The 15637-nt window shown below is 40.5% G+C and carries 9 protein-coding genes; 1 reads left to right on the top strand and 8 read right to left on the bottom strand.

Annotated elements, in window-relative coordinates; genetic code table 11:
- Positions 1-67 precede the first annotated feature (67 nt).
- The 6 genes from odhB to sdhC all read right to left on the bottom strand — a co-directional run bounded on the left by odhB (position 68) and on the right by sdhC (position 7538).
- Positions 68-1255, bottom strand: coding sequence for a 2-oxoglutarate dehydrogenase complex dihydrolipoyllysine-residue succinyltransferase (odhB, locus tag J8L86_RS04840; RefSeq protein ID WP_065107844.1), 1188 nt, complete (start codon positions 1253-1255; stop codon positions 68-70).
- Positions 1256-1282: 27 nt separating this feature from the next.
- Positions 1283-4105, bottom strand: coding sequence for a 2-oxoglutarate dehydrogenase E1 component (sucA, locus tag J8L86_RS04845; RefSeq protein WP_055023357.1), 2823 nt, complete (start codon positions 4103-4105; stop codon positions 1283-1285).
- 210 nt (positions 4106-4315) lie between these two features.
- Positions 4316-5023, bottom strand: a complete 708-nt coding sequence (locus J8L86_RS04850; protein ID WP_055023358.1) for a succinate dehydrogenase iron-sulfur subunit — start codon at positions 5021-5023, stop codon at positions 4316-4318.
- A gap of 11 nt (positions 5024-5034) precedes the next feature.
- Entirely contained in the window at positions 5035-6801 is a 1767-nt protein-coding gene (gene sdhA, locus J8L86_RS04855; protein ID WP_211029025.1) for a succinate dehydrogenase flavoprotein subunit, read from the bottom strand.
- Positions 6802-7149: a succinate dehydrogenase, hydrophobic membrane anchor protein gene (sdhD, locus tag J8L86_RS04860; protein WP_055023360.1), complete on the bottom strand. Its 348-nt coding sequence runs from the start codon at positions 7147-7149 to the stop codon at positions 6802-6804.
- Positions 7143-7538, bottom strand: a complete 396-nt coding sequence (sdhC, locus tag J8L86_RS04865; RefSeq protein WP_065107843.1) for a succinate dehydrogenase, cytochrome b556 subunit — start codon at positions 7536-7538, stop codon at positions 7143-7145. Before sdhC ends, sdhD begins: the two co-directional genes overlap by 7 nt.
- Positions 7539-7954: 416 nt before the next feature.
- Between sdhC and J8L86_RS04870 the strand changes: the two genes are divergently transcribed.
- Positions 7955-9241 carry a citrate synthase gene (locus tag J8L86_RS04870; RefSeq protein WP_055023362.1) on the top strand — a complete coding sequence of 429 codons (1287 nt, stop codon included), beginning with the start codon at positions 7955-7957 and terminating at the stop codon, positions 9239-9241.
- Between the two features lie 1003 nt (positions 9242-10244).
- Here J8L86_RS04870 and J8L86_RS04875 read toward each other — a convergent pair.
- Positions 10245-10751, bottom strand: a complete 507-nt coding sequence (locus J8L86_RS04875; RefSeq protein ID WP_211029027.1) for a hypothetical protein — start codon at positions 10749-10751, stop codon at positions 10245-10247.
- On the bottom strand, positions 10748-15613 hold the full coding sequence (locus J8L86_RS04880) for an RHS repeat-associated core domain-containing protein (RefSeq protein WP_211029029.1): 4866 nt from the start codon (positions 15611-15613) through the stop codon (positions 10748-10750). The genes J8L86_RS04875 and J8L86_RS04880 overlap by 4 nt, the downstream gene beginning before the upstream one ends.
- Positions 15614-15637: the final 24 nt, after the last annotated feature.

Raw genomic sequence — 15637 nt, forward strand, 5'->3', positions numbered from 1 at the left:
CATATACTTCTTAAAAAATCCTACTGGCTCTTATGAGCCAGCTACGAGGGTATTGTCTAGTTGACTCTTAAAGGTCAAGCAATAGACGAGTTGGGTCTTCAAGGAAGTCTTTAATAGCAACCAAGAATCCAACTGACTCACGCCCATCAACAATACGATGGTCGTAAGATAGTGCTAGGTACATCATAGGTTGAATAACAACCTCACCGTTCACTGCCATTGGGCGATCTTTAATAGCATGCATGCCTAAGATTGCACTTTGTGGAAGGTTTAGAATAGGTGTTGACATTAATGAGCCAAATACACCGCCATTAGTTACAGTAAAGTTACCGCCGGTCATATCATCTACTGATAATTTACCATCACGGCCTTTAATCGCTAATTCGCGGACGTTCTTCTCAATTTCAGCAAGGCTCATTGTGTCAGTGTCACGTAATACTGGTGTAACCAAACCACGTGGAGTTGATACTGCAATGCTCACATCAAAGTAGTTGTGGTAAACAATTTCGTCACCATCGATAGAAGCATTGACTTCTGGGAAACGTTTCAGCGCTTCAGTTACAGCCTTCACATAGAAAGACATAAAACCTAAACGGATTCCGTGGCGCTTTTCAAAGATTTCTTGATATTGCTTACGAATGTCCATAATTGGCTGCATGTTAACTTCGTTAAACGTTGTTAGCATTGCCGTTGAATTTTTCGCTTCAAGCAGACGGTTAGCAATTGTTTTACGTAAACGTGTCATAGGTACACGTTTTTGACTGCGACCTTCAAGCGGCGCAACAGGTGCTGATGCAGCTGCTGGTTTCGCTGCTGGAGTAGACTTAACAAATGCTTCAACGTCTTCTTTAGTAATACGTCCGCCAACACCAGAACCTTTCAATTGGCTAGCATCAACATTATGCTCAGCAATTAGACGGCGCACTGATGGGCTTAGTGCATCGTTTGATTCATCAGATTCAACAGCAGGAGATGCTGCTTCCGCTTCAGCTTTAGTCACTTCTTGACCAGAAACTGCACCAGCAACAAAGTTAGCAATAACTTGTTCGCCAAGGACAGTATCGCCCTCTTGGAATAATAATTCGCTAATAGAACCATCTTCTGGCGCAACAACTTCAAGTACGACTTTATCAGTTTCAATATCAACTAGATTTTGGTCACGAGAAACCTGTTCTCCAGGCTGCACATGCCATGTCGCGATAGTTGCATCAGCAACTGATTCTGGCAAAACGGGTACCTTAATTTCGATACTCATGGAAAGCTTTCCTTTTTATAAATTTTATTACGACAGTTTTAATGCGCTATTGATTAATTCTTCTTGCTGGCGAGCATGAAGCGCTGGATAACCGCAAGCTGGTGCAGCAGATGCTTCACGGCCCGCATAAGTTAATTGAGCTCCAGCTGGAATCGCTGCCCAGAAATGATGTTGGCTACAATACCAAGCACCTTGGTTCTGAGGTTCTTCCTGACACCATACAAAATCTTTAACATGCTGATAATCAGCAAGTGCTGCTTGCATTTCTTCTTGTGGGAACGGGTACAGTTGTTCCACACGTAAAATAGCAATATTGGTAATTTCTTGCTTACGACGCTTGTCGAGTAACTCGAAATACACTTTACCGCTACAGAAGACAACGCGTTCTACTTTGCTTGCATCTAATGCATCAAGTTCACCAATGACACTTTGGAAACTTCCGTTAGCTAATTCATCTAAAGTTGAAACAGCTAATGGGTGACGCAATAATGATTTAGGCGACATAACAACAAGTGGACGACGCATAGGACGTACAACTTGACGACGCAACATGTGATAAACCTGTGCAGGCGTAGAAGGAACACACACTTGCATATTATGGTTTGCACAAAGTTGTAAGAAACGTTCTAGACGTGCAGATGAATGCTCAGGACCTTGGCCTTCATAACCATGAGGTAGCAACATAGTTAGACCACATAAACGGCCCCACTTTTGCTCACCAGATGATAAGAACTGATCGATGACCACTTGGGCACAGTTAACAAAGTCACCAAACTGTGCTTCCCAAATAGTCAGACCGCCTGGCTCAGCTGTTGCGTAACCGTATTCAAATGCCAGTACTGATGCTTCTGATAATACTGAGTCAGTAATATCAATTTCACCTTGCTCATCAGCCACATTACGTAATGGCAAATAAGTGGTACCGTCATTTTGATTATGAAGAACCGCATGACGATGGAAGAAAGTACCACGGCCAGAATCTTGACCTGTAATACGAACACGTTTTTTATCTTCCAAGATTGACGCATAAGCCAAGGTTTCAGCAAAACCCCAATCAACTGGTTTTTCACCATCGGCCATAGATACGCGGTCTTTGTAAATCTTAGCGACACGAGACTGTAATTTGTGGCTTTCAGGGATATCAACGATCTTTTGCGCTAAATTATTTAAACGCTCAAGTTCCATTGACGCTTGGTAGCTTTCGTCCCACTCACGGTTAAGGTATGGCGTCCAGTCAACAGTATGTAATGTCATTGGTCGCCATTCTTTAACAACACAATCACCGGCATCTAATGAGTCACGGTACGTATTAACTAAACCAGTTACATCATCCGCTGAAATACTGCTTTCTTCAATTAATCGATCGGCATAAATCTTACGTGGCGTAGGATGTTTTTTGATTTTTGCATACATCAACGGCTGCGTTGCACTTGGCTCATCAGCTTCGTTGTGACCATGTCGACGGTAACAAACTAAATCGATAACAACGTCACGTTTAAATTCGTTACGGTAATCAACGGCTAACTGAGAAATAAAGGCAACAGCCTCTGGATCGTCAGCATTAACGTGGAAAATGGGTGCCTGCACCATTTTAGCGATGTCAGTACAGTACTCTGTCGAACGCACATCTTCATGGTTAGAAGTGGTAAAGCCAACTTGGTTGTTAATAACGATACGAATCGAACCGCCAACCTTAAAGCCACGAGCTTGAGACATATTGAATGTCTCTTGAACAATACCTTGGCCTGTTATTGCTGAATCACCATGGATAGTAATTGGCATAACTTGTAAGCCATCTTTACAACCACGTCTGTCTTGACGAGCACGAACAGAGCCAATAACAACAGGATTAACAATCTCAAGGTGAGATGGGTTAAACGCTAAGGCTAAATGAACATTACCACCTGGTGTTTCAAAATCTGATGAGAAACCTTGGTGATACTTAACGTCACCAGAGCCTTGAACTTCATCGTGTTTACCAGCGAATTCATCAAATAATTCTGCAGGACGTTTACCCAATACATTTACAAGTACGTTTAAACGACCACGGTGAGCCATACCAACTACGATTTCTTTCGTTCCAGCTTCACCTGCGCGGTATAAAATTTCGCGCATCATTGGTACTAATGCATCGCCACCTTCAAGAGAAAAACGTTTTGCGCCTGGAAATTTTGCGCCAAGGTATTTTTCCATACCTTCAGCAGCATTTAGGCCTTCTAAGATACGTTTTTTGGTGCTGATGTCGTAATTAGCTTTACCTAAAGATGGTTCAAGACGTTGTTGAATCCAACGCTTTTCATCCGTATCAGTAATATGCATGTACTCAGCACCAATTGAGCCACAGTAAGTGCTCTTAAGTGCTTTAACGATGTCGGCTAATTTTAATGTGTCGCTACCGTATGCAAATGAACCTGTATTGAATTCACGTTGCATATCTTCAGCATCTAGACCATGAAACGCTGGGTCTAATTCAGATACTGACTCACGCTGCCATAACCCTAATGGATCGAGATTGGCATTTTGGTGACCACGAAAACGGTGAGCATTGATTAACTGGAGAACTTTAACTTGTTTAGCATCTAATTCAGGATCGGTTACACGGCTGGCGCCTTTGGCTCGACCTTCTAATGCTAAACTGCGGAAATAATCACGTACTTTAGAGTGTGCAGTTTCAGGTATATCTTGAGAAGTACCATTTACCGCAGGGAGATTATCAAAAACAACTTGCCAGTCTTCAGAAACTGAACTTGGATCTTCTTGATAGGCTTCATACATCTCTTCTACGTAGGTCGAATTAGAGCCACTTAAATGTGACGATTCGAGCCAAGCTTTCATGATGCCTTGGTGCATTACTTTTCCTTACAAAACTTGATACACGTGCTTCGACATAATCATAATTACGATACCTATTGCACCGCAATCGAATCGTATCTAACTATATAATTTTAATCAGTTAAATACAAAGGACTTCCTAATACACACAATAGAGTCATCTCCAAAGATGAAGATGACTCTCAATGAGAGCTAATTAAACTGTAAACCTAGCTCTAAACTGTGCATTTATACTGCTCGCTTCAATAGCATTGACTTAATATGGCCAATTGCTTTAGTTGGGTTTAATCCTTTAGGACAAACATCAACACAGTTCATGATGCCATGACAACGGAACACACTGTAAGCATCATCTAAACCAGCTAGACGTTCTTCAGTTGCCGTATCACGACTATCAATCAAGAAGCGGTAAGCATGCAATAAACCACTTGGACCGATAAATTTATCCGGGTTCCACCAGAACGATGGACAAGCAGTAGAACAACAAGCACACATGATACATTCGTACAAACCATCTAAATGAGCGCGCTCTTCAGGTGATTGTAAATGTTCACGAGCCGGCGTTTTCTCATCATTGATAAGAAACGGCTTAATTTTTTCGTACTGAGTGTAGAACTGAGTCAGGTCAACAATTAAATCACGCACTACAGGCATGCCTGGTAAAGGACGGATTTCAATTTTCTTACCCTTAAAAGTAGAAACAGGCGTAATACACGCTAAACCATTTTTACCATTCATGTTCACGCCATCACTACCACAAACACCTTCACGGCATGAGCGTCTAAATGATAACTCAGGGTCTGACTCTTTCAGCTTCATCAGTGCATCCAGTACCATCATATCGGTACCTTCTTCCACTTCTAAGCTGTAATCTTTCATATAAGGCTTAGTATCTACATCAGGATTGTAGCGATAAACTGCAAATTCCAATTTCATCGTGGCTTCTCCTAGTAAGTACGCTTGATAGGCGGGAATGCATCACGAAGCTTAGGCTCCATGTTGACCTCACGCTTAGTCATTTGTTCAGTGACAGGATCAAAGACACTGTGACATAACCAATTATCGTCATCACGGTCTAAGAAATCTTCACGAGAATGCGCACCACGGCTTTCTGTACGGAAGTTAGCAGCATAAGCAGTTGCAATCGCTGTAGCCATTAAGTTATCTAACTCTAAACACTCAATACGTTGAGTATTAAATTCTGAAGAATTATCAGATAACTTGGCGTTAGCTAAACGTTCACGGATCTTCTTAAGCTCTTTAAGGCCTTCAGCCATTGCATCGCCACTTCTAAATACAGAGAAGTTAAGCTGCATACATAACTGTAAGTCTTTACGGATTACTGCAGGATCTTCACCTTCTTTATTGCTTTCCCAGCGATTAAGACGATCAAGTGAAGCAGTAATTTGCTCTTCTGAAGGTGCTTTAGGATCAGCAGTCTCATCTAACGCTTTACCTAAATGCTGACCTGCAGCACGACCAAATACCACTAAATCAAGCAGTGAGTTACCACCTAAGCGGTTTGCACCATGTACTGATACACAAGCAATCTCACCCACTGCAAATAAGCCTACGATATCTTGCTCTGAACCATCTTCGTTCTGGCGAACAACTTGGCCACTAACTTTAGCGGGTAGACCACCCATCATGTAGTGACATGTTGGCAATACAGGGATTGGGCCATCTGCTGGATCAATATGCGCAAACGTACGAGAAAGTTCACAAACACCAGGAAGACGCGCTTCTAATGTTTCTTTACCTAAGTGATCAAGTTTAAGTAAACAGTGCGGGCCTAATGGACCATCTAATCCACGACCTTCACGGATCTCAGTCATCATTGAACGAGCAACGACGTCACGAGATGCTAAATCTTTAGCGTTAGGAGCATAACGCTCCATGAAGCGCTCGCCATCTTTATTTAAAAGATAACCACCTTCACCACGACAACCTTCAGTTACAAGTACACCTGCGCCAGCAATACCCGTTGGGTGGAACTGCCACATTTCCATGTCTTGCATCTGAACACCAGCACGCATTGCCATACCAACACCGTCACCAGTGTTAATGTGAGCATTAGTAGTAGAAGCGTAAATACGCCCTGCACCACCCGTTGCTAAAATTGTTGCCTTCGACTTAAAGTAAACAATCTCGCCAGTTTCAATTTCAATTGCAGTACAACCCACAATTGCGCCGTCATCGTTTTTAACTAAATCTAATGCATACCATTCAGAAAACACTTCAGTTTTGTGTTTAACGTTTTGTTGGTATAAGCAATGAAGCAAAGCATGACCGGTACGGTCAGCTGCCGCTGCAGTACGTGCCGCTTGTTCACCACCAAAGTTCTTTGATTGGCCACCAAATGGACGCTGGTAAATAGTGCCGTTTTCGAAACGTGAGAATGGAAGACCCATTTGCTCAAGCTCGATAACCGCCTCTGGACCTGTCTTACACATAAACTCAATCGCTTCTTGGTCGCCGATAAAATCAGAACCTTTCACGGTATCGTACATGTGCTGTTCCCAGTGATCTTCATGGGCGTTACCTAACGCAACAGTGATACCACCTTGCGCAGAAACCGTATGAGAACGTGTTGGGAATACTTTAGATAAAAGCGCACAGCTCTTACCTTCTTTAGAAATTTGTAAAGCCGCTCGCATGCCAGCGCCACCAGCGCCGATCACTACTGCGTCAAATTCGCGAACTGGAATAGCCACTTAAACACCCCACACTATAATGATGCCTGCAGCTAGATAACAAAAAGCCGCTACGACAAATACGAACTGAAGTAATCCACGTACTGATACATTTTTAACGTAATCAGTTAGCACTTGCCAAATACCAATCCACGAATGAATAAGCACAGCGACTAACGCTAGCAGAGTGAATACTTTCATCGGCAAAGTGCTAAATAAGCCATGCCAGATTTCGTAAGTTAATGGGGCGCTACACGCAATGAAACCCACCATAAAAATGGTATAACAGGTTAAAATTACGGCACTAGCACGAATTAAAATAAAGTCATGAACACCACTGCGTCCAAGGCTTGCTGCATTAGTTACCATACCCAAATCCCCACAATGATTGAAAACGCCGCTGAAAGTACAAAGGCGATTTTTGCTGAAGCTAAGCCTGAGGCTAACTCTTCCCAACGACCGGTATCCATAATCAGATGACGTAAGCCAACGATTAAGTGGTAACCCAACGCAGTAAGAATTCCCCAGATAACAAACTTAACGAGCAAGTTATCAAAAAGAGATTGTAGGCCAGCGAAACTCTCAGGAGATGCTAAAGATTCATTTAGCATCCAAATAAGAATACCGACAGCAAACAGCATGATAACACCGGAAATACGGTGAAGAATTGACGCAATCGCTGTTGCAGGAAAGCGAATGGTCTGTAGGTCTATATGGACAGGTCTTTGCTTTTTCACGTTCTGCTCACTCAGCTCCATTGAGCATTATTTTTATTATTCATCTTGCTTTGCTTCTATTTGCAACACCAACACACATATGTAAACAAAATGTTGAAACATAACAGACTACTATCAAACACTTAACTATTTGAGAAACCACTAATTTAGCTAGGTAAAAAATGTTTTCAAAAATGTGATGTCTGTCGCCCTTTGTGGACGCAGGCAAGTATACTCAAGCCCATTGTCAAATACAAACGTCACACTATGCAAAATTTGTTTTTTTGCATTTTTTTTGCAAACAAACCACAGCTGGCAAGGCGTCTAGCAAGGTTTATACCATGGTCTAATAAATTTAAACGCTTATTTAAATTGAAATGTGATCACGATTCACTGTAAAGTAATGTCCGCTTAACATGCCGCACTCACAGAAAAGAATGAAGTAAGGAGAACGGGGTATGGCTGACAATATAGCCAAATTAGAGTTACCGGGGAATGATTCAATCGATTTACCAATTAAGCAGGGAACTGCTGGTTTTGATGTAATCGATATCAGTAAATTAGGAAAGACAGGTCATTTCACCTTCGATCCTGGTTTTCTAGCAACAGCCTCTTGCGAGTCTGCAATTACATACATTGATGGCGAAAAAGGTGTACTAACACACCGTGGCTACCCAATTTATGAGCTAGCGACTGAATCTAACTATTTAGACGTTTGTTACTTACTGCTTTACGGTGAATTACCAAGCAAAACTCAATACGAAGAGTTTGTTGCAATGGTAAAAAACCACACAATGGTTAATGAACAATTAGCTTCTTTCTTTAGAGGCTTCCGTCGTGATGCACATCCAATGGCAATGCTTTGTGGCGTTACTGGTGCATTATCTGCGTTCTACCAAGATTCTCTTGATGTAAATGATGAAAAACATCGTGAAATTGCGGCTTTCCGCCTAGTTTCTAAAATGCCAACGATTGCAGCAATGTGCTACAAATATTCAATTGGCCAACCTTTCGTCTATCCACGCAACGATTTAAGTTACGCAGGTAACTTCTTATCGATGATGTTCGCTGTCCCATGTGAAGAATACAAAGTCAATCCTGTTGTTGAAAAAGCAATGGACAGAATCTTTGTTTTGCATGCGGATCACGAGCAAAATGCCTCTACGTCTACAGTACGTTTAGCAGGTTCATCAGGTGCTAACCCATTTGCATGTATCGCGGCAGGTATCGCTTCATTATGGGGTCCAGCTCATGGTGGTGCTAACGAAGCTTGTTTAAACATGCTTGAAGAAATTGGCAGTGTAGACCGCATTCCAGAATTTATTGCACGAGCAAAAGACAAAGCGGATCCTTTCCGTCTTATGGGCTTTGGTCATCGTGTATATAAAAACTTCGACCCTCGTGCGAAAGTTATGCGTGAAACTTGTCATGAAGTTTTAGCTGAATTAAACGTTAAAGATCCACTACTTGACGTAGCAATGGAACTTGAGCGTATCGCACTTGAAGACGAGTATTTCGTTTCTAAGAAGCTTTATCCAAATGTTGATTTCTACTCAGGCATCATCATGAAAGCAATTGGTATCCCAACAAGTATGTTTACAGTGCTATTCGCACTATCTCGTACAGTTGGTTGGATTGCTCATTGGAAAGAAATGCTTGACCAACCAGGTCATAAGATCAGTCGTCCACGTCAGTTATACACTGGCTCAGAAGACCGTGATTTTGTTAGTTTAGATAAGCGTTAATTCGTATTAAATTAACTTCTAAAGCGCCTATAAGGCGCTTTTTTATTGTCTGAAATTCATGTAAACCTGAATGAAAAGATTTAACTAATAAATATTGATTAGACTTGATGCCATCGTACACTCTCAATAGCCCACAATTCTTCAAACAAACACCTCTCACTAACTGAAATAAGTTCGATATTAGAGTGTGAATTGCCCTTGCCTGCCTTAGCGATAAACAAGTTACCTTCTCATTAACTCATCATGAGCATTTGTGCATTTGTGCATTGCTAAAGTTATCGCTCTCTCCCGATTTTATTCAGTTTGAGCCACTAGCAATAACAATCCGATACGTAAAAATAAACTAAGATAACCATACAAAAACACATAAATATTCATTGAGGTATTTGGCCGATTAAGAGAAAGTAGACATCGCAATGTTATAAAATAAAGTCAATTAGGCCATATAGTATGACTCTCACTCCATTCCCACACAATCAAACCATGCACTAAAACGGTGAAAAGCAATTTAATATGCTTGCAAAGGCACATTTTTATGCAAAAAAGTTATAAGTGTACAAAGTAAATTATAACGAGACACTATAACTCAGGAACAACGGCGAAGTATTTGTGCTTTTAAAGGTCAATAACAGCTATTTGTAAAAAAGAAGGATAAACCAGATTGTAAATTTCGCACCATAGTAAAACATGCTTGCTCAGCTATAGTGCGATAATAATTTAGATGAAATTAATTCATTGTTGAATCATCAATAGTAAAACAGTAACTAAATGCATGCTCATTATCCAAATAGGTCTAGCAAGTTTAACGAAATGATAATAGTCAACTTTACCTTACTTGATTAAAGCGTCGGCCTCATAACTTTCTTGAAGATAGATTTAGCAGAAAAACTCTCCCATGAGTTAGTGATTATCACAATTAAAACCGTGCGCGCTTACCTGAAATGAATTTATTGGTATTCTGATTCACTAATTGAATTCAATATAGGCAATTACACAAAATCATTTATTGGATTGAGTATTTTGCAGCGATTTTTTTCAATTCATCTAACAGTCCCTCTTTAAGCATATACAGGGGGATATCCCATTCTTGTGGGCTTATTTTGGCAATATAATCTTCCCTGTTACCATTCCAAATATTTAAACCGGGTAGATTCTCTGCGCAGCAATGCATCATCACATTAATCCCAATGGTTTCCCCATCAAATTCTTTATGCTTACTACGCTCAAAATTAGAAAAGCCACCTTCCGCAGGCTTTTTTAAAAAACCATTTTCTATGGTGTCAACTACCCATGGTAATGCTTTTAAAGGATACTCTTTCTGTGTATACCTTCTTACTTTTTTGATTTTCGAATAATAATCTGTTGATACCACTAAATAATTGCCTTTTTTGACAAGCAACACCTTTTTATCTGGAAACATCTCATAATTTAGTGATAACAACACCTCTTCATCGTTTTTAAAGTTATTGTGGTCGATTAACCCTAAGGGGGTGCATATATTTTGGCTCATTTTAATCCTTTAATTGGTGTTAAATAAATGGTGGTCACGTTTTTCATCTCTGCGATGGTTGGTGGATTATTCTCTAGCGTTAATGTTTCTACAACGCCATGATTATTGCCCGCATGACGGCACTTGGTCATGCCATCACCAGTAAATTCACTGTTAGCACCAAATTCAGTTCTTAGAGCATGCCGAGCTGCAAATTTATCTTGCTTATCTCTCTCCAATGACTCTATAAAATCTCTTTGCTCATCGTTCTCAAACTCGCTAAAACCATATCGCCAATATTCATGCATATGTGATGCATACTGTCTTTGATAATCTGAGTTTAATACACTACCAATCGCACCATGATATTTAGGATCGAGATGCATTAACGCTGGTTCCTCTAGTTTATCCCAAGTCGGTACAAAGGTATTCTCTCCAAATAATGTCAGATCTTCCCCTCTATCAACAATATGAAGAACATAGTCTTTTGACGGGTCATAGCCCGTTGCAAGTAAATCAGCAATAATTTGCGGATCACTATCTGCATTTTCGAGCATACCGAAACTTGTCGCCCACAATGCGACAAGGCCGCCATCTTTTTGAAAGGCGAGTTTTGCATTAGTAGCGTCGTTTTTGGGTTGAAAACTAATAAGAAAACGCGCTTCATCTACAGAACCACCTTTTGCCTTTGCTACCAACTCTTCGTCGCTGAATTTTGCATGGTAACCCTGCTCAATAATACGTTCACGTGCTGAAGCCAGCCTATTAAGACATTCTTCAAACGAGGTTGGCTCTTCCTTCGCTTCAGCTGTTTCTTGTTGTGTTGACGGTCCTATAGCACCTGAAGTATTACTTTTTATTGTCTCATCGACACTGTAAGGCTTATTCTCTAATTGAATTATCGTAGGTAACTTTTCTTTCAAATCATCAGAAATTAACGGGCTCGAATCCAACGTCGTTTTATCTATCCCTTCCTTACAGCTCAACCCAAACGGATCTACCCAATTCACATGATTCGGCGCATATTGGTAGTGGTTTAATCCCCCAACTAGCCCTATTGGATCTTGATGAATAAACCGTGCCTGCTCAGGGCTATAATACCTAAATCGGTTGTAATGTAGGCCTGATTCGTCATCGAAATACTGACCTTGAAAGCGAATAGGGTTTACTATCGAATTTTCAAACTCATCATCTCTTGCAACATTGCTTTCAACAACAGTATCAAAGGCTTTTCCAAACACATCTAACTGATTACGCCATACTGTTTGGGCATTAGCATCAGTCAGACAAATAGGCGTGTCCATTTGGTCTAAATGATAATAATAAACCTGACCAGCTTTAATAAGAGCAACCGGCGTAAAGGTATCGGGCTGATAGATGTACCAGGTGTATTCACCTAACGTGCACTCACCAATTAACTGATTATTATCCCAAATAAAATCAGTACGGACTTGCTCGGTCACTTTTGCACTGCGTCTACCTAATGCATCATATTCATATTGCGTCAGTTTGCCATTATCATTAATTTGGATTAACTGGTTTAAGCCATTAAAACTGCGCTGTTGTTTATTGCCCGTTCCAATTTGAGAGATTTGATTACCACTGGCATCATAACGATAATCCACTCCTGCCATACTCATTAGTCGGTCATTGTTAACAACCACATCTTGAATGGATTTATCAGGACGATTTTGTTCAGTGGTTAATACCTGAGCGTCATGTTGACGAATATGTTGAGTCGGGTTGCCAAATGCATCCCAATGATACTGTTCTTTGTGATGATGTTTTACAGCAATGGCGTTAGAGGCAATACTGCTTTTACCATTCGCGCTTAATGCTTTTGCTTCACTCTCTCGCGAATGGCTAACCAACTGGCTAATTTTATTGTATTCAAATTGGGTTAAATCGACATTTAAGTCATTCTCATCCTGCACGCCATTGCAATTTAATTGACTTTCAGATGCTTTAAGCTGGTGCTGATTATCATAATGATAGTGTCGATGTTCAAATAGCGGTGAACTTAACACAGTTGTTGCTTCGCTCTCGCTTTCACTTTCTGCAAACTTAGCGTGTTGCCACTGCTGCTTAGTGAGCCTTGAATAAGCATCATATGTGTGGGTTGATTCGAGTTGATTACCTAACCTTGTGTGCTCTAATAAGCCAGCATCTGTATATTGATATTGAGCAATATCGATAGTTTGCTGATTATCGGTTAGTACAACACCAATATCCGCTAACAGGCCATTACGATTATATTGATAATTTACTTGGCTTCCATCAGGTAAGGTTAAGCCACTTCGATTACCTTTAGCATCGTACTGATAAGATAAGTGCCATGCACCTTGATTGACCTGAGTGACTCTACCCTTAGTGTCATATTTTTGCTCTAGAGTGCGATGCTGATTGTGTGCGCGAGTGATATTGCCAATGACATCATATTGGTAAAAATTTTGAGTGTTTAACGTAGCAGAATGAACATTAGCATCAAGTTTTACATGACTGCTTTGCTGAATAATACGACCTAGTGCATCACGCTTTAATTCAATAAAACGAATGTCACTGTCGTTTACTGCCACTAACTTATCATTGGCATCATATTGGTAAACTTGCTCGCGACCATCAAACCCGATTAATTTTTTTGGCTGTTCTGTCGGGGTGTATTCAATTCGATATTGAGCACCATCACTTCGCTCAATTTTGTTTAAATTACGCTCTTTATCATAGAAGAATTTAAGCCAGCTACCATCTGCAAAAGTTTGTTGACACGGTTGAGCTAATCCATCATAGCTAAGCAGCGTTTCAATATCGCTCTGATTTGCATTATTTAAATCAGATGCGTTTTCATCAACAACTGCTTCATCAGCCAATAATTTTTGACTAATTTTTCTACCTGCTTGATCAAACTGATATTGGGTGATAATTGCCTGTTCAGGCTTATCTTGAGGGTATGCTTTTTCTTCAATTATTTGCCCATTGAGGTCGCGAATGTACTCAGTAACTAAACCTTGCGGGTTAATTGTTGCATTTACTCGTCCTAAGCGATCATGACTATAGCGAGTTAAAGCATCGCCAATTTGTGTTGCTAATAATTCGCCATCTCTATCCCAATGATATCGATGTATAACACCATCAAGCTCTGTTTTTTGAGTTACTTGTCCAAAATCATTGTATTGAAAATACCGCTGACGACCATCAAAATGACTTTCTGATAAAATGCGCCCTGTTGCATCAAACTGCTTTGTAAATGTTCGGCCAATGGGATCTTGTGTCAGAATACACTGACCTAAACGGTTGTATTCAAATTGTGTGACACCACCATCAGCATGAATAATGGCTTCAATTTGTCCTGAGGTATTGTATATGAATTGGGTTTGATTATTGTTTGCATCAATGGTCGCTATTTTGCGCCCAACACTGTCATATTGATGCCGTGTCACCGCACCATTAGCATTATGATGTTCAATCAGTAAACCTTGAGAATTATGAACGAATGTTTCTTTATTTCCGAGAGAATCAATACAACCACTTCGCATGCCATTTGGATGTAACTCATAAGAAAAATGGTAGTGATAAATCTCATAATCACCCCACTGCTCTATGCATTTAGCGTTTACGTCCTCAGCATCCCATAAAAAGTGGTGGCTAAACCCTGAAGCTCGAGTTCTGGCTTTTAATAAATAGGTTGTTTTGTGATTACTTCGGGTTGAAGCTTTAGCTCCCTGAGTTTGGCTAGGTTTATGATAGCTGTATCGTTCAACTAGACCATTCATGTCAGTAGCTGCAATTAAGGCTTGGTGGTCATCATATTGATAGCTTGCAAGGAGTTCAGGGTGTTGCTGCTTATTACCTTTCTCGTCAAGTATATAAGAAGCAACTTTTAGTAAGTTACCTTGGGCGTTATAACTAAGAAGTACACCGCGTTTAGGCCCTGTGGTTATTTGATCAAGCTTGCCTTGCTTATCATAGTACAGCTGAAAATATTGGCCTTGGTGATTACTAATCGTTTCTAGTAACCACACATCTTGATTGTCAATTTGACGCTTTTTAAACGCCCAATGACTGTCATCTGGTTTTAATAATACCTGTCGACCATCAGCTTGATGTACTAACGACCAACCTGTCGTACTTTGAATACTGGTTTGGCCGCGTTTAACTTCATCAAAAACATGTACTCGGCCTTCTTCATCAGTGAGCTCAAACCAATATTTACCAGGCTTTTTCGGCCCCACTTTGGGAGGAGCTTGATATTGGCGATTGAGTTGTAAGCTAAAGTTATGTCGCCAACCAAAACCAAGCCCAACATTTCGATCAACTTTACTAGAGCGATATAAACGTCGCCAAGTTAACGGCATTAGGCCATTAATTTCAAAATCAGTTAACGGTAAAATTTCCTCGCCAGATAACATAGACACAGGATCACTGCGGCATTCTTGTTGATCAATTGGTACTTCAGTTGGAGTCGTATTAGCAATGGTGCCAGACTCAGTTGATTGAGCTGTCTGCTTACCTTTACTTGAAACAGGCGCTTTAGATTTACTTGAGCTGTTTCCGAGTGAGGCCGTTTCGGTAGAAGTTTGAATATTTGCTTTAGGCGTTTCAACATAAACACGTAATAGGTTACGTGAAATTGCTTCATTTAATTTGGTGACGATTTGTTTTCGATTTAACGAAGCATTCAAGCCCGCTTGCAATACTAATGCGCGCCCTTGCATTAAGGCATTTCTATCACGTACCAAATGAGGACTTATTTCATTGACCAACTGCTCAATTTCATTAGCTTGGCTAAAGGTTTGTAATTGGAAACCAGAAGGTGTTGATGCACTGCTGGGAACAACAACGATATGCCGATTGAAACCATTAAAATAAAAATTACTGACCGTCATTGGTACTAACGCCTTCTCTATCCA

It is taken from the genome of Shewanella sp. MMG014 (genome assembly GCF_018100775.1).
Taxonomy (GTDB): Bacteria; Pseudomonadota; Gammaproteobacteria; order Enterobacterales; family Shewanellaceae; genus Shewanella; species Shewanella japonica.